This is a genomic window from Rahnella sp. PD4 (genome assembly GCF_049199325.1).
Classification (GTDB): Bacteria; Pseudomonadota; Gammaproteobacteria; order Enterobacterales; family Enterobacteriaceae; genus Rahnella; species Rahnella perminowiae.
On sequence record NZ_JBLZQF010000014.1, the window covers coordinates 88,395 to 112,653 of the forward strand.

Consider the following 24,259-nt stretch of genomic DNA (forward strand, 5'->3'; position numbering starts at 1 on the left):
TGCGGCGAGCGTTGCGGGTTTTTCCAGGGTGGACTTTTTTTCCGCTTTTCGACATGCTCAAGACGACGCCCGGTCGTGCTGGCCGGCTCAGAACCCGGACGCATGATAAGGGGCGCTTAACCCCGCTGGAGGCATGACATGGTCATTAATCCCCGCTTTCCCAAAGAGCTGATTTTCTTCTCGGACGTCAAAGATGCCGTCGCTGACGCGGCGACCCGCATTTTTCTGACAGGTAAAGAGATCTGCCACGATACCCTGATGGAATGCCTGGCCGACCGGCTGGCTTATGCGAAAATTATTGAAGACAACTATACGGCCGGCGTGATGCAGCAGGCGATTGACCTGCTTGAAGAGCATCGTGGCCACCTCTGAACCGCCCGCGACGAACAGCATGTCATCCTCATTCATCGTCTGACCTCAGAGGCCGGCCTGGCCGGTGTCTGTCCTGCTGCCATTCATTTCGCGTACCGCCCCGGTCGTCGCAGACTACCGTCTCATTTCAAACCGCTTTCGGTTATCCACAGATTCACTGAGTAACTTCGGTATTCGCGGGGGATAAGTCGGTGAACCTTGCTGCGCCGGTCCTGTGCCCGGCGGCTTTTCACCCAAGGATGTCGCGTTGCTCCACATCCATAGCACCTGACGGTGCCGCCCTGATTTGCTCACTTCCGTGCTATCCCTCCACGTCCTTAACGTTAGTGCCAACGCCGTGCCCGCACTGTAGCCGGGCCGCTGCGCCTGCAAGTGTTCACTCCGTCGTCTCCTCACCCGTTCGCACCCGTCACGGCGCATTCAGCCCGTGACGGGTTTGCGCTGCGGCTTCCGGGGACGCACCTGCCTGCTCCGCTTTGCGCCCGTCTGTCGTGGGGGCACGGCGCCGGCCGGTTCCGGCACTCTCTGTGAGTAACACTATGTCCCGATATATGCAGGGTGACTGTCAGCTGGTCATGTCAACATTTCCGTCCCGTTCCGTGGATTTTATCCTCACGGATCCGCCTTACCTGGTGGGATTTACTGATCGGTCAGGGCGGTCTATTGCCAACGATAAACAGGGGGACTGGTTACTGCCGGCCAGCCGCGAGATGTTCCGGGTGCTGAAAAACGACAGTCTGGCGGTCAGTTTTTACGGCTGGAACCGGGTGGATCAGTTTATGGCCGCATGGAAAGCCGCCGGCTTTCGCGTGGTTGGCCACATTGTTTTCACCAAGACCTATGCTTCGAAATCCGCATTCGTCGGCTATCAGCACGAAAGCGCCTATGTCCTCGCCAAAGGGCGCCCGCCGTTGCCGGAAAAACCGCTCCCGGACGTCATGCCCTGGCAGTACACCGGCAACCGTCACCATCCGACGGAAAAACCAGTATCTATCCTGCAACCGCGGATTGAGTCCTTCACGCAGCCGGGCGCGATAGTGTTAGACCCTTTCGCCGGGAGTGGTTCGACCTGTGTGGCGGCGGCTCAGAGCGGACGCCGCTGGATTGGCATCGAACTGTTAGAGCAGTACCACACGGCAGGCATTCGTCGTCTGGCTGAATTTCAGCGCAGACATTCAGTGACGCCGGTTTCAGCCTCACAACACTCCCGGAGCATGGCATGAGCAACTATGCAGACAATATCGACCTGCGGTCGGACGTGGCGGCGCTGGCGAACGCCACCTATGAACTTCGCGAACAGTTCCGGGCGTTTGAAAAGAAATACTTTTGGGGCAGTGAGGAATTGGCTCAGCGTCTCGCCGGGCAGGTGGTGAACCAGTGCAGCGGTCAGATGCTGGAAATCTACAGACAGGTTAACGAACTCGACCACGCCTTCAAAGACTGAGACTCAGAGCATGGCCCGCGCGACGGGTCTAGCCAGGCTAAATTCTTGCTGTCAGCGGCCTGATGCAGCAGGCGACCGGGATAACCGGTCGCCAAGAGTCCCCAAAAAAGGACGTCGTGAAACTCCGCTTTTTCAGGGTTACAGCCCTGCAGGTCTGTAACCCAGTAAAAAAACAGTATCTGGCAGCCCCGTGCTGCGACGGCTAACGCCGTGCCTTCACTGTAGACGGGCCGCTGCGGCTGCAAGCAACTGTCTTGAAGAATTAGTACGCTTTCGAATCTTTGCGAATTTTATTTAACTCAGAGGTGTTGCCTCTTCATATATTTCCATTATTCTAGAAGTATAGAATTAAGGGGGTTGTAATGGAACTTAATGACGTCGCCAACGCGCTAAAAGAGCTTGGCCACCCAACACGTCTCACTGTGTATAAGTCGTTGGTGAAGTCGGGGCATGAGGGCCTGCCCGTGGGTGAGTTACAAAAACGCCTGGACATACCTGCCTCTACGCTCAGCCATCATGTCGCTGCCTTGGTTGCGGTGGGGCTGGTACGCCAAAACCGGCAGGGCAGAACGCTGTATTGCTTACCGCAGTATGAGGTTCTGAACGAAATTATGGCCTTCTTTATAGACGAATGCTGCGCCGAGAAGGACCAAACCTGTTGAAGATACTACAAAGAGAACGAAATATGTCTGATTCGATGAACGAACTTAGCAACATTCAGCCTGAAATATTCGATACCCACATCAGCACGGAAAGGCTCTCCCTGACTGCGTGCGGCCACGCCCCGCGAATTTTGATGCTTTACGGTTCAGTACGAGAACGGTCATACAGCCGGTTAGCTACAGAAGAGGCTGCTCGCCTGCTTACGGCGATGGGTGCCGAAGTGAAAATATTCAATCCTTCAGGACTGCCGCTCCCCGATGATGCGCCGGATACGCACCCAAAAGTCCTTGAACTGCGTGAGCTTGTGATGTGGTCAGAAGGTATGGTCTGGTGTTCACCTGAACGCCACGGTGCGATGACCGGCATCATGAAGGCCCAGATTGACTGGATCCCGCTCTCGGTAGGCGCTGTTCGCCCATCTCAGGGGAAAACCCTTGCCATCATGCAGGTCAGCGGCGGTTCACAGTCGTTTAATGCCCTGAATCAGATGCGCATTCTTGGCCGATGGATGCGCATGATCACCATCCCGAATCAGTCCTCCGTCGCCAAGGCGTTTCTGGAGTTCGATGAAAACGGCAGGATGAAGCCTTCCGCTTATTACGACCGCATTGTCGACGTGATGGAAGAGCTAATGAAATTTACGTTGTTAACCCGTGGCAATGCTGAATACCTGGTTGACCGTTACAGCGAACGCAAAGAAAGTGCCGCCGAATTATCCGCCAGAGTTAACCAGAAAAGCATTTGAGAGCGTTAAATCCTGCATGCAGTGGCGCGGCTGTGTAGCACGCGCAACCATAGCCGGATAAATGCCTCCGATGAGTAAAGTAGAGGTGTAATAATTCTCCTGTAATCTCCCGGTCTTTTCGCCAAGGAGCATTCCCGTTGGAACAGGTCATTGTAAAGGGCAGGGTGACGTTATTCGTGGGGTTAACCCAGCTGATTAACTGGGGCATTACCTTTTACCTGCTGGGCGCATTTGGTCAGGCTATCGGCAGAGAGCTGGGATGGACGCAGGTGATGACCTATTCCGGGCAGACGCTGTCCATGGGCATAATGGGGCTCACCTCGCCATTTTCCGGCAGGATATTGAAACACCTGGGCGGAAAAAAGATGATGGCCAGCGGCATCGTGCTGAACGCCACCGGATGTCTTTTGTTAGCGGCCAGTCAGGGGCCTCTGAGCTACTGGGCAGCCTGGGTTATTATGGGCGCAGGGATGCGATTGTCTCTTTATGACGCCGCCTTCGCCGTTCTGGTGGATATCGCGGGTCCATCGGCACGAAAATCCATGACGCAGGTAACGCTGCTGGGCGGTCTTGCTTCCGTGGCCTTCTGGCCGGTAGGTGCGTGGCTCTTAACGGTGATGGGATGGCGTGCAGGTACGGTTTGCTATGGGCTGTTTGCGCTGATGAGCCTTCTCTTACTCCGTTGTCTGCCCGATAAAATGTCATCGCCAGTGACTTCCGGTACCCAATCAGCCCCGTCACCCTGTGGGTTAGTCGACGACAGTAACCGGTGGTCTGGCTGGATTTACGCCGCTCTGATGGCCTTGCTGAGCTTTTTATCCACGGGGATTTCCGCGCACCTCCCCGCCATGCTTGCAGGCTTCGGCGTACCGGTATTGATTGGCACACTCTGGGGCGTCGGTCAGGTCAGCGCCCGCCTGAGCGACGTTTTTATGGGCGCAAAAGGCTCGCCGCTTGGGGTGAATATGCTGGTGGGGGGAATATTGCCATTCTGTTTTGTGTTCAGTCTGTTCAGTTTCCACTCCACCGTAAGCGCTGCTCTCTTTGTATTAAGTTATGGTGCAGCCAACGGCCTGTCGACGCTGGTTAGGGCTACTTTACCTCTCGTTATGTTCGATAAACATCAGTATGCAGACAAACTCGGTACACTGCTGATGCCAAGCTTTTTCCTTTCCGCTCTGGCACCGGCCATCTATGCCAGCCTACTGGACGCCATGGGCATTTATGACACCTTGTTGTTTTCTCTGTCTGTGTCTCTGATAATTACGGTCCTGAGTGTTGCTCTTTCGTTCAGGGAACGGTACAGGCAGGTAGCATGAGGGGGAGAAAGCCGGGGAGAACAGGGCGTGGGTCTCAGCAGGCTGTCTCGCAAGCAATGCTGAGGATTAATCGTCGCTTCCCCATTGTCGAAGCTGGACCTGAAGAGACATGCGTTCAATTTTATCAACGGGCAGGCTGACGAACAGCCGCAGCCGTGTGGCTATTTGTTTCTCAACCTGGATAAAACCCCGAATCTTTTCCTCTTCAGTACCTTCAACAGCTGTGGGATCAGGAAATCCCCAGTGAGCCGTTATCGGCTGCCCCGGTATAGCCGGACAGCCTTCTCCGGCGGTTTTGTCGCAAAGCGTAAAGATAAAATCCATGTGCGGGGAATCACTGCCGGTAAAATGCTCTAACCCCTTGCTGTATAGCGATGACGTATCCATACCCTGCATGGTCAGCACCTCCAGCGTCAGCGGATGAGGTGCGTCCATCGGAGCGCTTCCTGCGCTGAACGCCTCAAATTTATCGCCGGCAATCTTATTGAGCAGAGCTTCGGCAAACAGGCTTCTGGCTGAGTTGCCCGAACACACGAACAGAACCCGATGTTTTTTCATAGCCATTCTTTAACCCCCTTATGGAAGAGAGGCCCCCCCTTTGATGGGGTGCCTCTCTGTTTCACTCTGGTTTATTTAGCAACCCGCTTTCCCTGGGCGTCGACTACGGCTTCACCGTCTTCTTTGGTGAAGGCACCCTGCTGCGCGTCCGGGAGAATATCCAGAACGACCTCCGACGGGCGACACAGTTTGGTGCCAAGCGGCGTGACGACAATAGGGCGGTTAATGAGAATGGGATATTGCAGCATATAGTCCACCAGTTGCTCATCGCTGAACGCATCTTCAGTCAGGCCCAGTTGTTCATAAGGTTCGACATTTTTTCTCAGCAGTGATCTCACTGAAATCCCCATGTCGCCAATCAGCTTTATCAGCTCATCGCGGCCCGGTGGCGTTTCAAGATAGTGAATAACGGTTGGCTCAACGCCGCTGTTCCGGATGAGTTCAAGCGTGTTGCGCGAGGTGCCGCAGGCAGGATTATGATAAATCGTGATAGAAGTCATAACGGTGCTCTCTTGTGAGTAAGGCCCGCCGTGACGTCACGGCAGGCGGGTAGCCAGGGATGAATTAATGGGCGAACGATAAGCGTAAGGCAAGGGCGGCCAGCGTCACAAACAGTACCGGGAGGGTCATGACAATCCCGACCCGGAAGTAATAGCCCCAGGTGATCTTGATGCCTTTCTGCGACAACACGTGGAGCCATAGCAGGGTCGCCAGGCTACCAATCGGGGTGATTTTTGGCCCCAAATCACTGCCGATGACGTTGGCATAAATCATGGCCTCTTTGATCACACCCGCCGCGCTGCTGCCTTCAATGGACAGCGCGCCGATCAGTACCGTCGGCATGTTGTTCATGATGGAGGAGAGAAAGGCGGTCAGGAAGCCCGTGCCCAGGGTCGCCACCCACAGACCTTGCTCAGCAAAGCGGTCGAGGATCATTGACAGATAATCAGTCAGGCCTGCGTTGCGCAGGCCGTATACCACCAGGTACATACCCAGAGAGAAAATGACGATTTGCCACGGGGCGCCGCGCAGCACCTTGCCGGTGTTGATCGCATGACCGCGCTTTGCCACGATAAATAGAATAAGTGCACCCACCGCCGCGACGGCACTGACCGGCACGCCCAGCGGTTCCAGCCCAAAGAATCCTATCAATAGCAGCAGTAACACAAACCAGCCCGTTTTAAAGGTCAGAGGATCCTTGATGGCCTTGCGCGGCTCAGCCAATTTAGACACGTCGTAGGTGGCCGGAATGTCTTTACGGAAGAACAGGTGTAGCATCGCCAGCGTTGCCACGATGGCTGCAATGTCGACAGGTACCATGACCGAGGCATAGTCGTTGAACCCGATGTTGAAAAAGTCGGCGGAGACAATATTCACCAGGTTTGACACGATTAGCGGCAGGCTGGCAGTATCAGCGATGAATCCCGCTGCCATCACGAAGGCCAGCGTTGCGCCGCGGCTGAAGCCCAATGCCAGCAGCATGGCAATCACTATCGGCGTGAGAATGAGCGCGGCCCCGTCGTTGGCAAAGAGCGCGGCAACGGAAGCGCCGAGCAGGACAATGTAAGTAAACAGCAAACGCCCCCGACCGTTACCCCACCGTGCGACGTGCAGCGCTGCCCACTCGAAGAAGCCTGACTCATCCAGCAGCAGGCTGATGATGATGACCGCGATAAAGGTGGCTGTCGCATTCCACACAATGTTCCACACGACGGGAATGTCGCCAACGTGGACCACGCCTGAAACCAAAGCCAGCACGGCGCCGATAATAGCGCTCCAGCCGATACCCAGACCTTTAGGCTGCCAGATAACTAACACAATCGTCAGAACAAAAATCGCCCCTGCTAACCACATACTTTCTCTCCTGTTCAGACGGGTATACCCGCCCGTAATGCCGTTTATTATTGTTTTCCAGCGAGAATGCTAAGACGGTTAATGCCGACCGGCTCATCTTCCTGTAGCGGGATCAATGCCAGACGTATCGCAAGGCCTGACTGAACTTTCCTGATTTGCTCTATTTCATGTGCCGCGCGTAATTTGAGTAACGGAGACGTCGTACGTGCTGCGGCGAGGCTGTTGTTGATAATCCACGCCCACGGCTCAATACCCGCACGGCGAAGATCCTCCTGTAAATTGGCTGCCTCCAGCACCGGTGTCGTTTCGGGTAGCGTCACCAGCAGCACTTTAGTGCGTTCCGCGTCCTGTAACTGCATCATCGGCGTAAGATAATGGCCGTTTTCACCCATGCGCTTCGCCACTTCACGATGATACGCACCGGTGGCATCAAGCAGCAGCAGCGTGTGGCCCGTCGGTGCGGTATCCATCACCACAAAGCGTTTGCCGGCTTCGCGTATGACGCGGGAAAATGCCTGAAACACGGCAATTTCTTCGGTACACGGCGAACGCAGGTCTTCCTGCAGCAGGGCTTTGCCTTGCGCGTCCAGATCCTTGCCTTTTGTCGCTAACACACTCTCGCGATAGCGCTCGGTTTCGGCCTGCGGATCAATCCTGCTGACCTGCAGGTTTTTAAGCTGACCGTGCAGCGTGTTTTCAAGGTGTGCGGCCGGATCTGACGTGGTGAGGTGAACGTCCAGCCCTCTTTCAGCAAGTCTGACCGCCAAGGCGGCGGCAAGCGTCGTTTTACCTACCCCCCCTTTCCCCATAAGCATGATCAGGCCGTGATCCTGGCGGGCGATGTCCTCAACCAGTGCATCGAGAGAGGGAATATCCGGAACCGCTTCGTCCTGCAGAACAGCTGTTGCGTCCTCGGATTTTTGTGTCTGGAAAAGGCCACGCAGCGCGTCAGGGCCCACCATGTTGACCGGCTGAAGGGCTAAGGTTTCGTGCGGTAAGGCCGCTAATGCTGGCGGAAGGCTTGCTAACACGCGCTGCTCGCGTTGATAGAGAGACCGGGCCAGCGCATCTCCCGTGGTTGCGCTTTCAGGCAGCACGCCGTTGATGACCAGGGTCTGATTCTCCAGCCCAACCTGATGAAGCTCATCATGCGTGCGGGCGACCTCAAGCAGGGTGGAGGCCTGAGGACGAGCTACCAGAATCAGACGAGTCTGGGCGGAGTCAGCGAGAACTGACAGGGCATGTGCATAACGCTCACGCTGTTTTTCCAGCCCGGCAAGGGGGCCGAGACAGGAAGCACCCTCCGGATTTTCTTCAATGAAGCTGCTCCAGGCTCCGGGCAGTTGCAGCAGCCGGATAGTGTGCCCGGTGGGTGCCGTATCGAAAATAATATGGTCGTACTCCCTCAGCAGGGCGTCGTCCGTCAGTAAGCCTGTGAACTCATCAAAGGCGGCAATCTCCGTCGTACAGGCACCGGAGAGCTGTTCTTCAATACTGCGCACCACGTCGTCGGGAAGCACCCCCTTAACGGGATCGACGATGCGTGCGCGATAGAGCTGCGCGGCGGCTTGCGGGTCAATCTCAAGTGCAGTGAGTCCCGGTACGCTATGAATGCCGGTCAGTTGGTTACCAATGGTTTGACCAAAGACCTGCCCCACGTTTGACGCCGGGTCGGTGCTGACCAGCAAAACGCGTTTTCCCTGATCCGCTAGCGAAATGGCCGTCGCGCACGACAGGGAGGTTTTCCCGACTCCGCCTTTGCCGGTGAAAAAGAGAAACGTGGGGGGATTATTCATGAATTGCATGGAGGTATCCTTCTTCCGGATTAATGAGTTCAGCAGCAGTTCGTCTTGCCGCCGGTGCAGCAACCTGATGACGCGGCTTGTTCACCCTCCAGGGCAAGGCCACACCATCGAGCTAGCTCCTGACGCGTCGGATAGCGGCCGGCCAGAGCAACGTTATTGTCGAGCAGAATCAACGGTAAAGACGAAGTCCCGGAATTCTCAAGAAAAGCTTTAACCTGAGTGTCATCTGCGAACGCCATAGGTTGCTGGGAAAGATTGAATCGATTTACCGTGATACCTGCCTGTTTAAGCCAGTCGCAGTCCGCGGAAAAGTTGACCAACGCCTGATCAACTTCGCTGCCGCACACGCCCGTGTTACAGCACATTGCTGGATCAAAAACTGAAATGGTTTTCATGACCTTTCCTCTAAATGTCAGTTATTGAGTGCGATCAGCGTTGGCCGCACTTCCTATCGGCTGTTTTGAAGTTTAAATCTGGTTAATCGAATGTATTTTTCGTCTGAGATTACAGACAGACGGCCTTACCCCCGGTGGTGTTCTGCTTGCGGGTAATGCTTTTAACCTGCGCAGTGATTTTGTCCTGCTCGCTCAAAAAGGCCTGCTCAATTATGGCCGCAGCCCATGCAGGCATATGCGGAGACAGGCGGTAGTAAATCCATTTTCCGTCACGCCGATCCATGATGAGTCCGGTTTCTCTGAGCATGGCAAGGTGTCTTGAGATTTTTGGCTGTGACTCATTAAGAACACCGATGATTTCACAGACGCACAGTTCCCCGGCTTCTCTTAGCAGCATGACGATCGACAAGCGTGTTTCATCGGACAGGTTTTTAAACAACAGAAGTGAAGACAGACCCTTCATAAGATCTCCTTTGTATGATGAAGCCATGGTAGGGCTTGCTCAAAAAATGTCAATTATATATTCGATAATTCGAATGTGTTTGATCGGGGTTATGTCAATTGATGTGACAAGTCTGAGTGGTGGTATTACAGGAATTAAGCATGAAACCGTTTATACAAAAGAGCGTGGAATAATATTGGGGAAGGTTTTTTTAAAAGCAGGCGAAGTGAACTTATATGAATGCGACGGGGTGGCTTCCGGGCAGTTGCAGTTGACAACATTTGCGAATGAATTGGGAACGCAACTATCCAGTTTTATGAAGAGTTGAGATAGCAGCTTAAACGCGGCAAATTTACCTCTAAGTAAGAATATCAACGAATGCAACACTAAGAGCGCTGATACTCTTGACCATCATAGGGATCCTGGTCACGGCCCTTGTTCTGGTGATGGTGTACACGCCGTTATAAAGAACGGTCTCTGATTCTTTGAGTATAGCTAATCCTTTTAAACTTCATTAGCCGGGCAAATGCTTCGGATCCCATGTCTTAGAATTTTTCACTATTGCATTCAATATGGTCACCAGTTTCCGCATGCAGGCGACAAGTGCGAGCTTTTTTGGTTTCCCTGCAGCAAGTAATCGTTGATAGAACTCTTTAATTGCAGGATTAAACTGCGTGGCTACAAGAGCCGCCATGTAAAGCGTTGCTCGGACACCAGCCCTGCCACCAAACGTGGTTCGTCTACCTCGCATTTTTCCTGAGTCTCGATTCAGGGGGGCAACGCCCGTCAGTGCGCTAATCTCCCGTCGATTGAGTTTCCCCAACTCCGGCAGTTCAGCAATCAGAGATGCGACAGTGACCTCACCAACGCCTTTTACGCTCCCAATCAACTCGGCCTGTTCCATGAAAAATACTTTTACGTGTTGCTTCATCTCGTTATTGATGCGGTCGATCTCGCTTTCAAGTGAGTCAATAATGTTATCGATACTCTTACGACTCTGTGGGTGAGAGGGGTAGCGACGATTACGCTCGGCGACCAGCATGTGATTCAATTGGCGACGACGGACAACCATAGAGGTGAGTACGGCACGAGCTTCGTCCGGTAGTGCACGGATATACCGACTGCGGTCAGGATGGCGATCAATAACCTGTGCCAATTGTGCCAGCATGGCGGCATCAAGTTTATCCGTTTTTGCCAGATATCCCATTGAGCGGGCGAAATCCCGAGCCTGACGTGGATTGATAGCAACAACGTCATAACCTGCGGCCTGTAAGCTACAGGCGACAGATGCCTCCAGCCCTCCGGTCGCCTCCATCAGTATCAATGAGATCCTCGCTTCTTTCAGCGCTTTCAGGATTGCCATGAATCCGTCCTCATCATTACTGGTTGAAAAGGCTGAGAACTCTCCGGTGCCTGCGATGTCCAGCGACAGCTTAGCAATATCGATACCTACGCATTGTTGATTTAGCTGACTCATGTTACCCCTCCTTACGATACGAATTTGATTTCACACAACTGTACGGGCTACTGATGAGTAGCTCAGTTCATGCGCAAACCGCTTGCAGACGGGCTGATTGCCCTCGGGTACGCTCGTGCTGCATGAACCTCGCCAAATCTGACACTACCAAGTTTATGTCATCTTCAAGATATAAGGGTTCGCTTCGCCGCTATCCTCACCCGTTCGCACTCATACACTCGGCAGTCTTCCCGTCGCGTGCTCGTTCAATATTCACTCGCCCGCCGTTCAGCCTGCCTCCTTCCTTCGTTTGCGCTGCGGCCTCCGGTAGCGCCCCTGCATCCTCCGCTTTCCGCCCGTCTGTCGTGTCGGCACGGCGTAAGCCGGAACTGTGATCCCTCAACCAGCGGAGAAATGCATATGAGCACAACTACACCAGCCGTATACGTCGGTACGTACCACAAATACAACTGCGGCAGCATCGCCGGCAAATGGTTCGATCTGACCGAGTTTGATGACGAGCAAGATTTCTTTGCAGCATGCAGCGAGCTTCACGCTGATGAAGAAGACCCGGAGCTGATGTTTCAGGACTGGGAAGGGATCCCGTCCGGACTGGCGTCCGAAAGTCATGTGAACTGGGCATTTATAGATGCCTACCGGCAGGCGAAGGAGGAGGGGCAGGGGGAGGCATTTGTGGAATGGGCGGAATATTTTAACGCCTTTGATTATGACGCGTTTCAGGAAGCGTATCAGGGGGAGGCAGAAAGTGAGGAAGACTACGCGCGCAATTTTGCCGATGAAACCGGTTTACTCAGTGATATGCCGGACTCATTGCAGAGTTATTTCGATTATGAAGCGTATGGGCGCGACATGTTCATGAACGGGCTGGTTTTAGTGAACGGCTACGTATTTTCTGAATGACACACTCACCGGCAGGGGGAACCCTGCCGTAAGGATAAAAAATGAAACTGACACCTGATACCCGCGAAACGCTGCAGCACTATAAATTGTTGATTAACGCGTACCGCCGCGAGGCCGGATTATCCCCGCTCAATACGACACAGATTATGGACGATATTTGTTTTTATCTTAAATGTCAGAACGCGGTCTATCTCGGCGGTGCCTTTATTCAGCAGGCTGGGATCAAAAAACTCGATAAGTAAGCGGTAAGAAACGGGCGGGGAGCCGCCTGTTATCGCGCGAAAACCCCTTTCAGGCTTCGCCTGGCGATAGCAGACCGCTCCGCGCCTTCGGCGCCGCCCGTCTCCGCTATCGCTATAATCGATTGGCAGAAAAACAATGTCCTGTCGTCGGCCGGTCAAATCATTCAGTGAACGCCAATATCTTGCATGCGGCTTCGGTGCCGGTTTTTCGTTGTCCGAACTTCTCGATGCGGATGAAAGACATGACTCAAAATCCTACCCCGGCCCCCTTCGGCTCCCGACCTGCGGCCGGTCGTCGAGCCCGACTGCGCTAACCGGCTGCGCAGGTAAGCTCCGCGTAACCCCTTTTGGGTTACGGCCTGACGGCTAGGGTCTGAGGGAGCACGTCAACACCTGCAGCTGGCTCACGCCAGCGCGCTAACCGTACCGGCGAGAGTTCCGCCGGCACTTTTCGGCGCACCCCCGTTTCGCTGTCGCGCTCCGGCGTTGCGGCGGATCCCCGCTCATTGGTACTCCGGCACCCTCTTTCCGTTTAAGTCCCTTTGCCTGGGCTGATACCGACACAGTCCTCCTCGCTGTCCAGGGTAAATACACTCACTGAGAATTTTTCTCGGCCACTACGTTAGTCCTCCAAAAATTATCCGCTCGCCCTGGTCATCTTCGTCAGCCGGTGTCGTTTACGCCCTTGCGGCGAGGGGTCTCAAACGGGTGATGGCATACCAGAAGGGACCAAACAGCAGGTTCCCGCAAACGTCAAAACCGCGACAAGAGAAACTCAACGGGTGATGTGTGTAACCCAAACGAAAAGGAAAGGCTTATGTGCGATCAGGAATGTGTATTACCGGAGGAGGGTAAGTTTACCCGCGAACAGGCAACCGCCGTCGCGTCTCAGTACAGCAACGTGGCGATTGAAGACGATAACGGGAAGGAATTTCGTCTCGTCGTGCGTAAGGATGGTGAGATGGTGTGGCGTGGGTGGAATTTCGAGGCCGGTGCAGGATTTTGGCTTAACCGTTATATAAAAAACTACGGCGTGAAAAACCAGACGGCGGGGAATTAATCATGAATACACCGGTAAATTCTGACCAAAATATCAGCGCTAAGGCCCCCGCTGCGGGGGCCGCAACCTTTACTCCCGCGCAGCTTGGCGATCTGGCTAATTACATCCTCTGCTACGGGGCATTCTTACAAAAATTCGAGCCGCGACTTTTACCTGCGGGCGCGCAGGCCGAGATGTACAGGTGCGAAGAATCTCTTTCTTGGATTCTGGTGTGGTTTGTTAACGGACGACCGGTGATGGCCTGTGATTATTTTGACCATTTTACCTATGTCCTCGACCGCACGTTGTTAGCAGAGGCCGGACAGTGAACGCAATGAACGTGGTTCCCCTCGGCGTGGTGAACGTGGCGTATTACAGCAACCATGCGGCGCAGTACCTGCAAAACCTGCTTAAGACCGTTGAGGCATTGCCATTTTTACAGGAGGTGATCGACGAGTTATCCGCCGACCCCACCGTTGGCTGGAATTGCCAGACCAATTCGGTGTTAGGCGATGACCATATTCATTCCATCGAGCTGGAGATCGCCCCCATCTACGATGACGGCGAGTATGTAGAAACATTCACGTTTGAAGACAGCGTATCAGAACCTGACCGTGTGCATGCATTTTCGCTATATTCCCGCATTGCCGAGTCGTCAGATTTTGCGGGCGTGCAGCCACTGCATGATGCCGAATCACTCGCAGAATGCGAGATGATGGCTTTGTTAGCCGTGCGGCGTATAAATGAAATGAAGGCGAACCACGTCGAACCACGCTGGGGATAGCGTCACCTAAAACTAACCTCAAAGGTTATATTTGTGGTCTAAACTAACCTTTGAGGTTATAATTACGTCTCAAAAACCAATAATCCGAGTGAACATGGAAAAGAAAACTCCACATACGCGCCTTCATATCGTTCAGGGACTTGTTGCAGCAGGAAAGGTGAAAGCCACCAATACGGCGCTCAACGGCGCGGATGATTTAGGGCTGACATTTGATGATATGTGCAGTGCGATCCTGGGATTAACGGCAGCTGATTTTTTTAAAAGTATGACCACCTATAATGATCATACTGTCTGGCAGGACGTATACCGCCCGAAGTTGTCGTGTGGTGACGTATATCTAAAACTAACGGTCAGTAACGGTGTTTTGATCGTCTCATTCAAGGAGAAGTAATATGAAATGTTCCGTTTGTGGCGGTGCAGAACTTGAGTTTGGTATCAAAAAAGTCCCTTACTCATTCCGTGGCCGTAAAACACTCATCGAGGCAGAAGGTGACCACTGTCCGGCGTGTGGTGAAGTCGTGATGGATCGTGAGCAGTCTATGGCCTACATGGCAAAGGTGAAGTCATTTAAGGCCAAAGTCATCGCGGAAACCATCGAACCTGAGTACATCATTCAGGTGCGTAAAAAACTTGAACTCACGCAGAAAGAGGCCAGCGAGATTTTTGGCGGGGGCGTGAATGCCTTTTCGCGTTATGAAAAGGGAAAGGCACAGCCACACCCTTCGATCATCAAACTCCTGCGCGTACTCGATCACCATCCCGAGTTATTGGATGAAGTGCGCAAACAGGCATAAGTGGGCAGGGGGGCGCTCCCTGACTTTTGCCGCGCTTAAAACACCCCCAGCGGGCTACGCCCGCCAGTCCCTAAGACAGGGGGCGGCTTCGCCGCCCCTCTTCTCCGGTATGTGTCGGGGGCTTGTCTCTCTCTTCCCTTACCTTACCGTCTCTTCCTCTCCGGGTATTTTATATTCTTCGTTGTGCAGCTGCTGTGCGTCATTCTGTTGTTGTTATCACTCTCCGAACGTCTCCTGATCATTTTCTCCAAGACAAATTCCCCCCAGAGCATGGCCCCCTTCGGCTCCCGACCTGCGGCCGGTCGTCGAGCCCGACTGCGCTAACCGGCAAGCCGGTAAGCTTCGCGGAATCCCTCCGGGGTTCCGGCCTGACGGCTAGGGTCTGATGGCAACAGCCAGGTCAACACCCGCAGCCGGCTTCGCCGCCGCACAGACACTGGCCGGTAAACCGACCGCTAAGGTCGCCGCCTCGTTCCTCGCCGTCGGGTGTGTGCATTCTACCAGTTTCAGGTTTTCCATCTCGCGTTAAGCCCTTACGCGGAGGGCTGGGTGTAGCACCGTCACCCGCGTTAACGCAAGAGTGAAATGCACGCCTGCGGCGCCCTTGCGTTCCCCCGCGCGCCGTTGCTACTTCGCCCTTTGCCGCGAAAGAACTCACCGAGAGATGACATTTAAACCAGAGGGGAAGACCAGCATGCACACACAAAACGTCAAGACCGCCGCTCACGAATCTTCCGAAAGATGGGGGACGAAAACCGTTCTCCATCTTATTGACCGAGGCCATTACAACGTGGCCTGTGCGCAGGAAGCTCACGCGCATGATGGTGAAAATTTTACGCGGCGGGATGCGTATTCCTATTTTATCCGGGGAACAGGGGAAGCACTGGTCAGCGTGATCCGCACATCGCTCAGAAAAGGGAGGCGGTCTGAATCGCGGGGAACCCGACGTGTGAGAAAGCAATAAGGCAGTAAGAAGAGGTGCCGGACGGGGAAAACGTCCGGCAGACATAAATCAACACTTGAGGTATTTCACTATGTCAGTAACCGAGTCTAAAGCAGTATCTATAACCCGTAAAGCGGCAAAAAATCCTAAAAGCTCCGCGCAGAGCGCCGCCGTGGAGCAGGCACTGGCAAATACGCCGGTCGAGATGGTGCCCCTGAGCCAGCTGGCACTGTCACCGCTGAATGTGCGTAAAGTATCCCCCGATCCGGTGAAATTGCAGGAACTGGCAGACAGCATTCGCGCCGTGGGCGTGTTGCAGAACCTGATCGTACATCTGTTGCCGGATGGCCTGCTGGGCACTGCCGCCGGTGGCCGCCGTTTTCGTGCCCTGAACATCCTGCTAAATGGCGGGATGATCACCGCAGATTACGCGGTGCCGGTGAAGACCGTCAGCGAAGAGATGGCAAAAATCGTCTCCGCAACGGAGAACTTTCAGCATGAAGAGATGCACCCTGCCGACCAGATTGCGGTGTTTGGTGAAATGAGCCGCGAAGGGAAAACGGCGGCACAAATCGCGGGTGTATTGGGTTACAGCACTAAACACGTTCAGAAATTCCTGCGGCTGGCAGGTATGGCACCGGCGTTGCTTGCGGCGCTGGCCGAAGACAAGCTCAACGTTGACCAGCTGCAGGCCCTGTCGGCCAGCGAAGATCAGGAACGCCAGCTGAACGTCTGGGAAAATGCCTACGGCTATTACCGCAACCCGAGAGAACTGCGGGAAGCGGTGCTGAAGGGCGAGGTGCCCGCTGAAGGCAACCGCCTGCTCGGCTTTGTCGGACGTGAAGCTTACGAACAGGCAGGCGGCGGGTTCCGCTACGATTTGTTCTCTGATGAAGGCTTTATCGGCGATACCGTGCTGCTTCACACCGTCGCCCGTCAGAAATTGGCTGATATTGCCGCCGGCATTGCGCAGGCCGAAGGCTGGTCATGGTCGGAAGGACGCACCGAGGGGGTGAGCACCTACGGTGAAGATGCCGAGCGTTATCTGTTACTCAAACAGCCTGCCGGTGAACTGACTCCCGAGGAACGTGCGCGGTTTGATGCCCTCGATAAGCAGCTGGAAACGCTGTCTGAGCAGGATGATGACGAAGACGCAGACCATGACGCACTGGAACTGGCTGCAGATGCCTGTCAGGCCGAAATGGACGCCATCGAAGCCGCCGCAAACATCCGGGCATGGGATGCCGATGTTCGTGCCCACGGCGGCGGCGTGGTGGTGTCACTGTTGCACGGGGCGATTTCTGTCCGTCGCGGCGTGATGCTGCGCAGCGACCTGCCGGAAACTGCCGCAGATGATAAAACCCGTGTGAGTCAGCACCTCAGCAGTATCCGCACGGAAGATACCATCGCAACCCCTGAAGCCAAACCGCTGAGCGCCGCACTGATCAAAAGCCTGTCCAGCGAGCGCACCTTAGCCGTACAGGCGGCACTGGCGGCACAGCCGCAAATGGCACTGGTGATTTTTGTGCACGATTGCCTGAAATCCACCTTCAATTACCACTCCTTTGTGGCATCGACCCTTAAGGTGTCACTGCATGCCCACACCGGCAACCTGCTCGACAATGCCCCGACGGCAAACGACGGGCTGGCAATGCAACATCTGAACGCCATGCACGACGCGTGGCAGGCACAGCTGCCGGACAACTGGCACGAAAGCTGGGACTGGTTACTTGCGTGGGATACGCAGCAGCTGATTTCTGTCATGGGCTACTGCCTTGCCAAGACGCTGAACGGGGCATCAGAACGCCTGAGCCACAAAGACAGCAAGGCAGGAAAAGAACTCGAGCCGGTGGAGGCGATGCTGGGCTTCACGCTGCGCGACTGGTGGCTGCCGACAAAAGCTAATTTCTTCGGGCGTATCAGCAAAGAGCAGATTTCTGACAGCCTGTCGCAGGCCGGTCTGGACGGGGCAGCGCGCGACGTCCTCAAAATGAAAAAAGCCGAGGCAGCAGAACTGGCTGAAGAGAAAATTACACTGACCGGCTGGGTGCCTGATTGCCTGATAGCTGTCTGTGAAGAGACTGTGCAGGCGGACGCTGGCACGGATACCGAAACCGAAATTGTCGCAAACATTGCCGCCTGATAAGGAGAAGCCGCTCCGTTAAGGGGCGGCATATAACGCCATGAAAAACAATCAATCTCATTTTCTTGCCAATATTCTCGGTTGCCAACCGGCGGGGGCTGAAATGCCTCTTGAACTGCGTGGCAACGTGCGTCAGATGTTTACAGATTCTGTCCTGCAAAACGTTGATCTGCCCGCTGCATGGTCAGTTGATGTGCCTGCGCCCTGTGAAGAGGGTTTTCTTTCGACCTGTTGCGTGCTGACGGCCGCATCCGGTATCCGGCTTATCTTCGGTCATGGTGGAAGGGATGCCCCCTTCTGGTCGTTGGGACTTTTATTTGACGGCGACCAGTCGGTCGCGTGGCTGTTCGTTTCTGAGGTTATCGATAACGCGGCGATCTCAGCTATTGAGCGCGAAATTGAGCGCATCGATGAGTATGTTCATGCGGGATACACCGGTGCGGACAGACTGGCGACAGCGTTACGGTTTACAGGGGTGGCAGTATGATCCCTCACTCACATGCATTAGTCCCTTTACAGCCTCAGCGGCGGGCTGCCATGCAGGCCATCGGTTATGTTGAAAGTCGCAGTGAGACGGCACACAGGCAGGGGAGATATCCCTATGCCCATGCCTTTTTCAGATTTATGGGCAAGCTGACCATTGGCTTAAACGACATTCGGATGCTCGATGGTACTTTTGACCCCAGCCAGCGGGGGCGTCCGGGTAAGGAGCGATATATTGCTGCCCTTGATATGCTCATTTCGACGCGGGGCGCATCCTGTCCTTCCCCACTGTCGGGGTGGGTGGGCAGCAGCCTGTTCCCTGAAGTTGAAAGCAGGGAACGGCAGCGGGGGGAACAGCGTGCCAGTCTGAAGGCTAATCGCAGGCGAAATGTTGAAGCGAAAGCAGAGGAACAGAAGCGGCGACGTTATGAAAGCCTGCTGGGACAGGCTGAAATCGAACTGGCGTTTTGTTCCCCAAGCACGATCAGACCGTGGTACGACACATGGACGCGCAAAGACTTACGCCTCCACGATCTGGGTGAACTGGTTTACGCGTGGATTGCACGGTTTCCCAGCCTCGGACACTTTGACCGCTACTTTCTGCGTTATGAGCCTCTGTGGGTAGTGATGTTGGAGGTAAATCGGCACGCTGACGATCAAAGCGAATTTGAGGCATACCTGGATCGCCTGATGCTGCCAAATCGCCTGTCTGACCTGGAAAACACACACCCATAACTGCCGGGCTGCTGCGGCTACGCCGCGGCGGCCAGTAGGACTGTCAGGTCTGTTTTGGGGACTTGCCTCTTTCTTTCCTTCCGTTCTCTTTCTCTCCTGGCTTTTACTCTCCTTTCTCTGCCTGGTCATTGCTGTCCGGTCTTTCTTTTTCACAACAAACCACCACGGCCGGAACATGGCCCCCTTCGGCTCCCGACCTGCGGCCGGTCGTCGAGCCCGACTGCGCTAACCGGCAAGCCGGTAAGCTCCGCGTAACCCCACCGGGGTTACGGCCTACGGCTAGGGTCTGATGGCAACGGCCAGGTCAACCCCCGCAGGCGGCTGCGCCGCCGCACAGACACTGGCCAGCGTCGCTGGCCGCTAAGGTCGCCGCCTCGTTCCTCGTCGTCGGGTGTGTGCATTCTGCCGGATGCGGTTATCCATCTCGCGGTAAGCCCTTACGCGGAGGGCTGGGTGTAGCACCGCCGCCCAGGTTAACGCAAGGGTGAAATGCACGCCTGCGGCGCCCTTGCGTTCCCCCGTGCGTCGTCGCTACTTCGCCCTTTGCCGCGAAAGAACTCACCGAGAGATGACATTTAACCTGAAGGGGACCTGAAGAATGCACACACAAAACGTCAAGACCGCCGCTCCTGAATCTTCCGAAAGATGGGGGGCGAAAAGCACGTCCCTGCGCATGGACGGCTTTATCACTGATATTTCGTCAACGCATCCCTTCGATGTGATCCGCGCCGACGTGGTGATTTCCCGTCTGGAGGCTCAGGCGAGCAACGGATGCGGTCTGTATTTCGAGATTTACGAATCCCGCCTGATCAGCAGTGCGTTAAATCATCTTTCTCGTCTGCCGATGAAAGACCGTCCGGTATTTATCGGTGTGGCAGACCGCAGAGGGATCACGCTTTCGTGGGCGGAAGAAGACCGCAGTCAGGCGGCTTACCGTGAAGTAATGGCTGAGATTGCAGCAGAGCAGGAATAAGGAAAAACAATGATCACCTACATCACCGACCAGAGAGAAGGGGAGCCGGATATTTTAACGCCGGTTCGGCACGAACCCCTGATTATCAGGACGCTCGGAGGCGTTGAGATATTGCGACAGAAAGCACCACAGGACGGCTGGACGCATGACCAGTTAACCACTGTTCAGCCTGATGATAGCGGCGAAGGCTCAGAAGCCTATTTAGGGGCTTCGTGGGTTGGTTCAACAGAAGTGTAGTGAGAATGGCGGGATCCTCCCGTCATAAAAATCAAGGAAAAACATCATGTATGCACCTGAAATCACCACCGGCAGCGCGGGAGTAAGTCGGTTCGAATGGAACGCAGCAGCGGAGGCCGCTTACTGGGAGGCGCGGGCAAAATCTTATGTGACCGCGCCGGTGGAAATCGACCTGCACAGATATATGGACGTGCTGGGGACGTTACCGCCGCTGGACTGGCAGGGCGATCGGGACAGCGAATCATTCAAGTTTGCCGAAATGATGTGCGGCAGCGTGACGGACATTTACGCGAAAGTCGAAGGCCGGTATTTCCAGCTATGCGATGAATGCACCCTGAGCCATGCCGAAATAGTGCGACGTATTAAGGAGGTGTTAAGCAAAGAAACCGTAGTGCAGAAATGAAAAAAGCAGACTTTCGTCTGCCTTGTCATGCCGGTTTGTCCCGCAAAAGCCAGACCGGCTATCAATACTCGATTGGAGTTCATGCCATGAATACTGAAGCACAGATAATTGCATCCCCCGTGCCGTTTGTAAAGTCTGAGACGGCAAAAAAGCATCCGCGCCTTGTGCGCGAACCGCTGAAAAGTCAGGACATCTCCGTGCCGTTTAAGGCGCTGGGGCGTCACATCGCCAAATGTCAGCGCAAACGCCAGTCCGTCAGGGTGCCCGCAATGCGAGCCAGTGAACTCGGACAGGTGCTGCGCACACTGGAACTGAAACGGGCTTACGCCTGATGACCTTGCCGCCCCTGCGGGGCGGCAATTCCAAGACTTTATGGGGTAGACGATGAGTAACAAACTGTGGTTTAAGGCTGAGAAGCTGGCACCGGTGATGGCTGACGTTAAAAAGAATGGCTGCAAGCTGTGGTTTATTGCCGATGAGGGCATTTATCTGACCGCTGAAAAGGCCACGTTCGTGCACGATCGGCGTAATATTTCCTATGCCGAAGGATTCGACCCCGACGACTGGGACGACGCGGGCGAAATGTTTGATGCCGTTGACAACGCATCAGGCGGCAGCGGTGACGTATGGGAAAGCATAAAGTTAGAGCCTGAAATGCTGGATGTTTTGATAACAGGTGCGGCGGATCTGACGATTGAGGTCACGAATAACGCGTTCGTATTTAGCGCAAGCCTTCGTGATACGGGTAAAACAGTATGAGCAAACATACTGTTTGTGCGCACGAGTATGGAGACACGCATAAAGCCATGAGGGGCAAATCATGACCGAAAACTTCTGCGATATTGAGTCTAGGACGTCCGTGCGTCCACACGTTATGCTGATCGTAGCCGAGCTTGACACCGGCACCGGCTTTCATTTTGTTTCACATCCAACGCTGTCAGGTACTGATGCCAATCTGTGGTTTCCGCTGACTGAGGGGCAGGCGCTGCATGTTGCCGTTGAACAGGTGATGGTCATGAACCACGCGGCGAACAACGTTGTCCGGCTGGACGTTTTCCATCAAGGCGACAGACACACCGATTACAAAGTCATCTATAACCCTGAAATCAGGGTGTGCTGATAAGAGGGGCGGGGCGGATCACGCTCTGCCCCTGTTTTTGTGTCGCCCTTTCAAATGCCCCGGCGGGCTATGCCCGCCCAATGCTGAGTGACTGGGCGGCTGCGCCGCCCCTCTTCTCAGCTATGTGTCGGGGGGTTGTCTCTCTCTTCCCTTACTGTCTCTTCCTCTCCTGGCTTTTACTCGTCTTTCTCTGCCTGGTCATCGATGTCAGGTCTTTCTTTTTCACAACAAACCATCACGGCCGGAACATGGCCCCCTTCGGCTCCCGACCTGCGGCCGGTCGTCGAGCCCGACTGCGCTAACCGGCAAGCCGGTAAGCTCCGCGTAACCCCACCGGGGTTACGGCCTGCGGCTAGGGTCTGATGGCAACGGCCAGGTCAACCCCCGCAGGCGGCTGCGCCGCCGCACGGACACTGGCCAGCGTCGCTGGCCGCTAAGGTCGCCGCCTCGTTCCTCGCCGTCGGGTGTGTGCATTCTGCCGGGTGCGGTTGTCCCTCTCGCGGTCAGCCCTTACGCGGAGGGCTGGGTGTAGCACCGCCACCCAGGTTAACGCAAGGGTGAAGTGCACGCCTGCGGCGCCCTTGCGTTCCCCCGTGCGTCGTCGCTACTTCGCCCTTTGCCGCGAAAGAACTCACCGAGAGATGACATTTAATCTGAAGGGGGCCTGAAGAATGCACACACAAAACGTCAAGACCGCCGCTCCTGAATCTTCCGAAAGATGTGTGAAAAACACGTCATTAATCGTAGCCGAACAAGGGGCCTTGTTGGATGAACTCTCCGGCCTCTACATCTATGAAGTCGCAACGGGCGAGGATGAAATGGTTGAAATTTTACGCCGTTATCTGGTTCCGCTGGCCTTGAATGTTGCTGAGACCACGGGTGCCGGTAAAGACGGCAAACCGTGCGTATTTTTCCCTGTTGCACAGTGCTGGATGCTGGCGAAACGTGTTGTAGAGAGTCGCTACAGCCTTCTGGGTCTTAGGGCGTGGGAGCGCGTTCGCGCGGAAATTTTTGGTCATTAGTTATACCTGAAGGCGGGATTTCCCCGCCTTCACTCAACAGGAGAAACACCATGTATACATCTGACATCCCCACCGGCGACGCGGGTAAAAACCGGTTCGAAAGGCGCGCAGGCGCGGAGGCCGCTTACTGGGCGACGCGGGCAAGATCATATGTGACCGCATCGGGGACGTTAACGGGCGGCATCTAAGGAGTCGTTTCATGTCACAGTTAAATTTTGATGACCTTTTCAGCGCATGTCAGGGGGAGCCGTCAACTGATGGGACCGTAATCGCCAGCGTATCGGCGAAAATGCGTGCGCCAAAGAACTTGATTACCTCAGATAATGCACGACGTGAGTTTATCCGCGTGTTCGGTCAGACGGCACGATACCTGCGCCGCTGGGATGTGTTCTGTGATTTTATCACGCTGGCCGCCAGCGAGCTGGATATTGCTACCGTCCGCACCGATGAGAATATCGAGAGAAGCCGGAAAATCTGTGCCCGCTATGAGGCCGCTGATCTGGAAAACCTGCACACGCTGTTCTGTATGCTCGTTTGCGCATTGCAGGGAAAATATCAGGATTTCCTCGGGGCAGTTTTTATGGAGCTGGATTTAGGTTCTGATGATATGGGGCAGTTTTTCACGCCATATCACGTGCAATCCCTTATGGCTCGGCTGATGTTCCCCAAGGCGGCGGAAACCATTAACAAAGAAGGCTGGGTGACACTCAGTGAGCCATGCTGCGGAGCTGCTGGCATGGTAGTGGCTTATGCAGAAAGCATGTTAGAGGCAGGGTTCAATCCCTCTGAACAATTGTTCGCGCATTGTATCGATCTCGACCCCGTGGCAGCGGATATGGCCTTTATTCAGCTGAGTTTGTTGGGAATACCTGCTGAGGTGGTCACGGGGAATACGCTCACCCTGCAGTTTAGCCGTGTACGATACACGCCGGTTTACTATGCCAATGACTGGGAAGCGCGTTTTGCGTTGCGCAGAAAATACGAGGCGATGAAACAGGTTTTGTCGTTGCTCACAGCCTGATCATGAGGGCAGGGGAAACCCTGCCATTTTCGCCCGAAACCCCCAGCGGGCTACGCCCGCCAGTTCCTGAGACAGAGGGCGGCTGCGCCGCCCTTCTTCTCCGGCATGTGTCGGGGGATTGTCTCTCTCTTCCCTTACTGTCTCTTCCTCTCCTGGCATTTACTTTCCTTTCTCTGCCTGGTCATCGATGTCAGGTCTTTCTTTTTCACAACAAACCGTCACGGCCGGAACATGGCCCCCTTCGGCTCCCGACCTGCGGCCGGTCGTCGAGCCCGACTGCGCTAACCGGCAAGCCGGTAAGCTCCGCGTAACCCCACCGGGGTTACGGCCTACGGCTAGGGTCTGA

General features: G+C 54.9%; 34 protein-coding genes. 26 read left to right on the forward strand and 8 right to left on the reverse strand.

Annotated elements, in window-relative coordinates:
* The first annotated feature begins 138 nt into the window (after nt 1-138).
* The 6 genes from ACOZIO_RS23445 (at nt 139) to ACOZIO_RS23470 (ending at nt 4,543) form a co-directional block, all read left to right on the forward strand.
* Nucleotides 139-372, forward strand: a complete 234-nt coding sequence (locus ACOZIO_RS23445) for a hypothetical protein (RefSeq protein ID WP_224266899.1) — start codon at nt 139-141, stop codon at nt 370-372.
* 539 nt (nt 373-911) lie between these two features.
* On the forward strand, nt 912-1,595 hold the full coding sequence (locus ACOZIO_RS23450; protein WP_112197300.1) for a DNA methyltransferase: 684 nt from the start codon (nt 912-914) through the stop codon (nt 1,593-1,595).
* Nucleotides 1,592-1,816 (forward strand): hypothetical protein, encoded by a 225-nt coding sequence (locus ACOZIO_RS23455; RefSeq protein ID WP_112197299.1) that lies wholly within the window; start codon nt 1,592-1,594, stop codon nt 1,814-1,816. The genes ACOZIO_RS23450 and ACOZIO_RS23455 overlap by 4 nt, the downstream gene beginning before the upstream one ends.
* A gap of 362 nt (nt 1,817-2,178) precedes the next feature.
* Entirely contained in the window at nt 2,179-2,478 is a 300-nt protein-coding gene (locus tag ACOZIO_RS23460) for an ArsR/SmtB family transcription factor (RefSeq protein WP_112197298.1), read from the forward strand.
* A gap of 35 nt (nt 2,479-2,513) precedes the next feature.
* The gene (gene arsH / locus ACOZIO_RS23465; protein ID WP_112197316.1) at nt 2,514-3,224 is read left to right on the forward strand and encodes an arsenical resistance protein ArsH; all 711 of its coding nucleotides are present in this window, start codon (nt 2,514-2,516) and stop codon (nt 3,222-3,224) included.
* 137 nt (nt 3,225-3,361) lie between these two features.
* Nucleotides 3,362-4,543 (forward strand): MFS transporter, encoded by a 1,182-nt coding sequence (locus ACOZIO_RS23470; RefSeq protein WP_224266900.1) that lies wholly within the window; start codon nt 3,362-3,364, stop codon nt 4,541-4,543.
* Between the two features lie 66 nt (nt 4,544-4,609).
* Here the strand turns inward: ACOZIO_RS23470 and ACOZIO_RS23475 are convergent, their stop codons facing one another.
* The 6 genes from ACOZIO_RS23475 to ACOZIO_RS23500 all read right to left on the reverse strand — a co-directional run bounded on the left by ACOZIO_RS23475 (nt 4,610) and on the right by ACOZIO_RS23500 (nt 9,618).
* Nucleotides 4,610-5,107, reverse strand: a complete 498-nt coding sequence (locus ACOZIO_RS23475; RefSeq protein ID WP_112197296.1) for an arsenate reductase ArsC — start codon at nt 5,105-5,107, stop codon at nt 4,610-4,612.
* A 65-nt stretch (nt 5,108-5,172) separates the two neighbouring features.
* The gene (arsC, locus tag ACOZIO_RS23480; RefSeq protein ID WP_112197295.1) at nt 5,173-5,601 is read right to left on the reverse strand and encodes a glutaredoxin-dependent arsenate reductase; all 429 of its coding nucleotides are present in this window, start codon (nt 5,599-5,601) and stop codon (nt 5,173-5,175) included.
* A gap of 64 nt (nt 5,602-5,665) precedes the next feature.
* The gene (locus tag ACOZIO_RS23485) at nt 5,666-6,955 is read right to left on the reverse strand and encodes an arsenic transporter (protein WP_224266901.1); all 1,290 of its coding nucleotides are present in this window, start codon (nt 6,953-6,955) and stop codon (nt 5,666-5,668) included.
* 47 nt (nt 6,956-7,002) lie between these two features.
* On the reverse strand, nt 7,003-8,760 hold the full coding sequence (gene arsA, locus ACOZIO_RS23490; protein ID WP_224266902.1) for an arsenical pump-driving ATPase: 1,758 nt from the start codon (nt 8,758-8,760) through the stop codon (nt 7,003-7,005).
* Between the two features lie 29 nt (nt 8,761-8,789).
* Nucleotides 8,790-9,155 carry an arsenite efflux transporter metallochaperone ArsD gene (gene arsD / locus ACOZIO_RS23495; RefSeq protein ID WP_224266903.1) on the reverse strand — a complete coding sequence of 122 codons (366 nt, stop codon included), beginning with the start codon at nt 9,153-9,155 and terminating at the stop codon, nt 8,790-8,792.
* Nucleotides 9,156-9,264: 109 nt separating this feature from the next.
* Complete coding sequence (locus ACOZIO_RS23500) at nt 9,265-9,618, reverse strand: metalloregulator ArsR/SmtB family transcription factor (protein ID WP_224266904.1); 354 nt, start codon at nt 9,616-9,618, stop codon at nt 9,265-9,267.
* A 91-nt stretch (nt 9,619-9,709) separates the two neighbouring features.
* On the opposite strand from ACOZIO_RS23500, the gene ACOZIO_RS23505 reads away from it, so the two are divergent.
* Nucleotides 9,710-9,925: a hypothetical protein gene (locus tag ACOZIO_RS23505; RefSeq protein ID WP_421589580.1), complete on the forward strand. Its 216-nt coding sequence runs from the start codon at nt 9,710-9,712 to the stop codon at nt 9,923-9,925.
* A 186-nt stretch (nt 9,926-10,111) separates the two neighbouring features.
* On the opposite strand, the gene ACOZIO_RS23510 is transcribed toward ACOZIO_RS23505, so the two are convergent.
* Nucleotides 10,112-11,074 carry an IS110 family transposase gene (locus tag ACOZIO_RS23510; RefSeq protein WP_224266906.1) on the reverse strand — a complete coding sequence of 321 codons (963 nt, stop codon included), beginning with the start codon at nt 11,072-11,074 and terminating at the stop codon, nt 10,112-10,114.
* Between the two features lie 393 nt (nt 11,075-11,467).
* Between ACOZIO_RS23510 and ACOZIO_RS23515 the strand changes: the two genes are divergently transcribed.
* The 7 genes from ACOZIO_RS23515 (at nt 11,468) to ACOZIO_RS23545 (ending at nt 14,833) form a co-directional block, all read left to right on the forward strand.
* Entirely contained in the window at nt 11,468-11,974 is a 507-nt protein-coding gene (locus ACOZIO_RS23515) for an antirestriction protein ArdA (protein ID WP_217147311.1), read from the forward strand.
* A 41-nt stretch (nt 11,975-12,015) separates the two neighbouring features.
* The gene (locus ACOZIO_RS23520) at nt 12,016-12,216 is read left to right on the forward strand and encodes a hypothetical protein (protein WP_112197289.1); all 201 of its coding nucleotides are present in this window, start codon (nt 12,016-12,018) and stop codon (nt 12,214-12,216) included.
* An 817-nt stretch (nt 12,217-13,033) separates the two neighbouring features.
* Nucleotides 13,034-13,276, forward strand: coding sequence for a DUF905 domain-containing protein (locus ACOZIO_RS23525; protein WP_037035608.1), 243 nt, complete (start codon nt 13,034-13,036; stop codon nt 13,274-13,276).
* Between the two features lie 2 nt (nt 13,277-13,278).
* Nucleotides 13,279-13,584: a hypothetical protein gene (locus ACOZIO_RS23530; protein ID WP_112197288.1), complete on the forward strand. Its 306-nt coding sequence runs from the start codon at nt 13,279-13,281 to the stop codon at nt 13,582-13,584.
* Between the two features lie 5 nt (nt 13,585-13,589).
* Entirely contained in the window at nt 13,590-14,039 is a 450-nt protein-coding gene (locus ACOZIO_RS23535) for a hypothetical protein (protein WP_224266916.1), read from the forward strand.
* A gap of 94 nt (nt 14,040-14,133) precedes the next feature.
* Entirely contained in the window at nt 14,134-14,430 is a 297-nt protein-coding gene (locus tag ACOZIO_RS23540) for a type II toxin-antitoxin system MqsR family toxin (protein WP_112197315.1), read from the forward strand.
* A gap of 1 nt (nt 14,431) precedes the next feature.
* The gene (locus tag ACOZIO_RS23545; protein ID WP_112197286.1) at nt 14,432-14,833 is read left to right on the forward strand and encodes a type II TA system antitoxin MqsA family protein; all 402 of its coding nucleotides are present in this window, start codon (nt 14,432-14,434) and stop codon (nt 14,831-14,833) included.
* 375 nt (nt 14,834-15,208) lie between these two features.
* Here the strand turns inward: ACOZIO_RS23545 and ACOZIO_RS23550 are convergent, their stop codons facing one another.
* Nucleotides 15,209-15,352: a hypothetical protein gene (locus ACOZIO_RS23550; RefSeq protein WP_157962070.1), complete on the reverse strand. Its 144-nt coding sequence runs from the start codon at nt 15,350-15,352 to the stop codon at nt 15,209-15,211.
* 515 nt (nt 15,353-15,867) lie between these two features.
* Here ACOZIO_RS23550 and ACOZIO_RS23555 point away from each other — a divergent pair.
* The 12 genes from ACOZIO_RS23555 (at nt 15,868) to ACOZIO_RS23610 (ending at nt 23,913) form a co-directional block, all read left to right on the forward strand.
* Nucleotides 15,868-17,919, forward strand: coding sequence for a ParB/RepB/Spo0J family partition protein (locus ACOZIO_RS23555; RefSeq protein WP_112197285.1), 2,052 nt, complete (start codon nt 15,868-15,870; stop codon nt 17,917-17,919).
* Between the two features lie 40 nt (nt 17,920-17,959).
* Nucleotides 17,960-18,406 (forward strand): conjugation system SOS inhibitor PsiB family protein, encoded by a 447-nt coding sequence (locus tag ACOZIO_RS23560; RefSeq protein WP_112197284.1) that lies wholly within the window; start codon nt 17,960-17,962, stop codon nt 18,404-18,406.
* Nucleotides 18,403-19,137, forward strand: a complete 735-nt coding sequence (locus ACOZIO_RS23565) for a plasmid SOS inhibition protein A (RefSeq protein WP_112197283.1) — start codon at nt 18,403-18,405, stop codon at nt 19,135-19,137. The genes ACOZIO_RS23560 and ACOZIO_RS23565 overlap by 4 nt, the downstream gene beginning before the upstream one ends.
* A 598-nt stretch (nt 19,138-19,735) precedes the next feature.
* Nucleotides 19,736-20,110: a hypothetical protein gene (locus ACOZIO_RS23570; RefSeq protein WP_224266907.1), complete on the forward strand. Its 375-nt coding sequence runs from the start codon at nt 19,736-19,738 to the stop codon at nt 20,108-20,110.
* 9 nt (nt 20,111-20,119) lie between these two features.
* Complete coding sequence (locus ACOZIO_RS23575) at nt 20,120-20,347, forward strand: hypothetical protein (protein WP_112198754.1); 228 nt, start codon at nt 20,120-20,122, stop codon at nt 20,345-20,347.
* Between the two features lie 46 nt (nt 20,348-20,393).
* Nucleotides 20,394-20,750 (forward strand): hypothetical protein, encoded by a 357-nt coding sequence (locus ACOZIO_RS23580; RefSeq protein ID WP_224266908.1) that lies wholly within the window; start codon nt 20,394-20,396, stop codon nt 20,748-20,750.
* Nucleotides 20,747-21,082, forward strand: coding sequence for a hypothetical protein (locus ACOZIO_RS23585; protein WP_224266909.1), 336 nt, complete (start codon nt 20,747-20,749; stop codon nt 21,080-21,082). The genes ACOZIO_RS23580 and ACOZIO_RS23585 overlap by 4 nt, the downstream gene beginning before the upstream one ends.
* A 52-nt stretch (nt 21,083-21,134) precedes the next feature.
* Complete coding sequence (locus tag ACOZIO_RS23590; protein WP_112198752.1) at nt 21,135-21,509, forward strand: DUF3085 domain-containing protein; 375 nt, start codon at nt 21,135-21,137, stop codon at nt 21,507-21,509.
* 61 nt (nt 21,510-21,570) lie between these two features.
* Nucleotides 21,571-21,870, forward strand: coding sequence for a hypothetical protein (locus ACOZIO_RS23595; protein WP_112198751.1), 300 nt, complete (start codon nt 21,571-21,573; stop codon nt 21,868-21,870).
* A gap of 671 nt (nt 21,871-22,541) precedes the next feature.
* The gene (locus ACOZIO_RS23600; RefSeq protein WP_112198734.1) at nt 22,542-22,892 is read left to right on the forward strand and encodes a hypothetical protein; all 351 of its coding nucleotides are present in this window, start codon (nt 22,542-22,544) and stop codon (nt 22,890-22,892) included.
* Nucleotides 22,893-22,942: 50 nt separating this feature from the next.
* On the forward strand, nt 22,943-23,080 hold the full coding sequence (locus ACOZIO_RS23605) for a hypothetical protein (RefSeq protein ID WP_157962165.1): 138 nt from the start codon (nt 22,943-22,945) through the stop codon (nt 23,078-23,080).
* An 11-nt stretch (nt 23,081-23,091) separates the two neighbouring features.
* Nucleotides 23,092-23,913: an N-6 DNA methylase gene (locus tag ACOZIO_RS23610; RefSeq protein ID WP_112198733.1), complete on the forward strand. Its 822-nt coding sequence runs from the start codon at nt 23,092-23,094 to the stop codon at nt 23,911-23,913.
* Nucleotides 23,914-24,259: the final 346 nt, after the last annotated feature.

What these genes read in the sequence shown, in the direction of transcription:
- ACOZIO_RS23445 (WP_224266899.1), top strand. Translation starts at nt 139, where the DNA reads ATGGTCATTAATCCCCGCTTTCCCAAAGAGCTGATTTTCTTCTCGGAC.
- ACOZIO_RS23450 (WP_112197300.1), top strand. Translation starts at nt 912, where the DNA reads ATGTCCCGATATATGCAGGGTGACTGTCAGCTGGTCATGTCAACATTT.
- ACOZIO_RS23455 (WP_112197299.1), top strand. Translation starts at nt 1,592, where the DNA reads ATGAGCAACTATGCAGACAATATCGACCTGCGGTCGGACGTGGCGGCG.
- ACOZIO_RS23460 (WP_112197298.1), top strand. Translation starts at nt 2,179, where the DNA reads ATGGAACTTAATGACGTCGCCAACGCGCTAAAAGAGCTTGGCCACCCA.
- arsH (WP_112197316.1), top strand. Translation starts at nt 2,514, where the DNA reads ATGAACGAACTTAGCAACATTCAGCCTGAAATATTCGATACCCACATC.
- ACOZIO_RS23475 (WP_112197296.1), bottom strand. Translation starts at nt 5,107, where the DNA reads ATGGCTATGAAAAAACATCGGGTTCTGTTCGTGTGTTCGGGCAACTCA.
- arsC (WP_112197295.1), bottom strand. Translation starts at nt 5,601, where the DNA reads ATGACTTCTATCACGATTTATCATAATCCTGCCTGCGGCACCTCGCGC.
- ACOZIO_RS23485 (WP_224266901.1), bottom strand. Translation starts at nt 6,955, where the DNA reads ATGTGGTTAGCAGGGGCGATTTTTGTTCTGACGATTGTGTTAGTTATC.
- arsA (WP_224266902.1), bottom strand. Translation starts at nt 8,760, where the DNA reads ATGCAATTCATGAATAATCCCCCCACGTTTCTCTTTTTCACCGGCAAA.
- arsD (WP_224266903.1), bottom strand. Translation starts at nt 9,155, where the DNA reads ATGAAAACCATTTCAGTTTTTGATCCAGCAATGTGCTGTAACACGGGC.
- ACOZIO_RS23500 (WP_224266904.1), bottom strand. Translation starts at nt 9,618, where the DNA reads ATGAAGGGTCTGTCTTCACTTCTGTTGTTTAAAAACCTGTCCGATGAA.
- ACOZIO_RS23505 (WP_421589580.1), top strand. Translation starts at nt 9,710, where the DNA reads ATGTCAATTGATGTGACAAGTCTGAGTGGTGGTATTACAGGAATTAAG.
- ACOZIO_RS23510 (WP_224266906.1), bottom strand. Translation starts at nt 11,074, where the DNA reads ATGAGTCAGCTAAATCAACAATGCGTAGGTATCGATATTGCTAAGCTG.
- ACOZIO_RS23515 (WP_217147311.1), top strand. Translation starts at nt 11,468, where the DNA reads ATGCATATGAGCACAACTACACCAGCCGTATACGTCGGTACGTACCAC.
- ACOZIO_RS23520 (WP_112197289.1), top strand. Translation starts at nt 12,016, where the DNA reads ATGAAACTGACACCTGATACCCGCGAAACGCTGCAGCACTATAAATTG.
- ACOZIO_RS23525 (WP_037035608.1), top strand. Translation starts at nt 13,034, where the DNA reads ATGTGCGATCAGGAATGTGTATTACCGGAGGAGGGTAAGTTTACCCGC.
- ACOZIO_RS23530 (WP_112197288.1), top strand. Translation starts at nt 13,279, where the DNA reads ATGAATACACCGGTAAATTCTGACCAAAATATCAGCGCTAAGGCCCCC.
- ACOZIO_RS23535 (WP_224266916.1), top strand. Translation starts at nt 13,590, where the DNA reads ATGAACGTGGTTCCCCTCGGCGTGGTGAACGTGGCGTATTACAGCAAC.
- ACOZIO_RS23540 (WP_112197315.1), top strand. Translation starts at nt 14,134, where the DNA reads ATGGAAAAGAAAACTCCACATACGCGCCTTCATATCGTTCAGGGACTT.
- ACOZIO_RS23545 (WP_112197286.1), top strand. Translation starts at nt 14,432, where the DNA reads ATGAAATGTTCCGTTTGTGGCGGTGCAGAACTTGAGTTTGGTATCAAA.
- ACOZIO_RS23550 (WP_157962070.1), bottom strand. Translation starts at nt 15,352, where the DNA reads ATGGAAAACCTGAAACTGGTAGAATGCACACACCCGACGGCGAGGAAC.
- ACOZIO_RS23555 (WP_112197285.1), top strand. Translation starts at nt 15,868, where the DNA reads ATGTCAGTAACCGAGTCTAAAGCAGTATCTATAACCCGTAAAGCGGCA.
- ACOZIO_RS23560 (WP_112197284.1), top strand. Translation starts at nt 17,960, where the DNA reads ATGAAAAACAATCAATCTCATTTTCTTGCCAATATTCTCGGTTGCCAA.
- ACOZIO_RS23565 (WP_112197283.1), top strand. Translation starts at nt 18,403, where the DNA reads ATGATCCCTCACTCACATGCATTAGTCCCTTTACAGCCTCAGCGGCGG.
- ACOZIO_RS23570 (WP_224266907.1), top strand. Translation starts at nt 19,736, where the DNA reads ATGCACACACAAAACGTCAAGACCGCCGCTCCTGAATCTTCCGAAAGA.
- ACOZIO_RS23575 (WP_112198754.1), top strand. Translation starts at nt 20,120, where the DNA reads ATGATCACCTACATCACCGACCAGAGAGAAGGGGAGCCGGATATTTTA.
- ACOZIO_RS23580 (WP_224266908.1), top strand. Translation starts at nt 20,394, where the DNA reads ATGTATGCACCTGAAATCACCACCGGCAGCGCGGGAGTAAGTCGGTTC.
- ACOZIO_RS23585 (WP_224266909.1), top strand. Translation starts at nt 20,747, where the DNA reads ATGAAAAAAGCAGACTTTCGTCTGCCTTGTCATGCCGGTTTGTCCCGC.
- ACOZIO_RS23590 (WP_112198752.1), top strand. Translation starts at nt 21,135, where the DNA reads ATGAGTAACAAACTGTGGTTTAAGGCTGAGAAGCTGGCACCGGTGATG.
- ACOZIO_RS23595 (WP_112198751.1), top strand. Translation starts at nt 21,571, where the DNA reads ATGACCGAAAACTTCTGCGATATTGAGTCTAGGACGTCCGTGCGTCCA.
- ACOZIO_RS23600 (WP_112198734.1), top strand. Translation starts at nt 22,542, where the DNA reads ATGCACACACAAAACGTCAAGACCGCCGCTCCTGAATCTTCCGAAAGA.
- ACOZIO_RS23605 (WP_157962165.1), top strand. Translation starts at nt 22,943, where the DNA reads ATGTATACATCTGACATCCCCACCGGCGACGCGGGTAAAAACCGGTTC.
- ACOZIO_RS23610 (WP_112198733.1), top strand. Translation starts at nt 23,092, where the DNA reads ATGTCACAGTTAAATTTTGATGACCTTTTCAGCGCATGTCAGGGGGAG.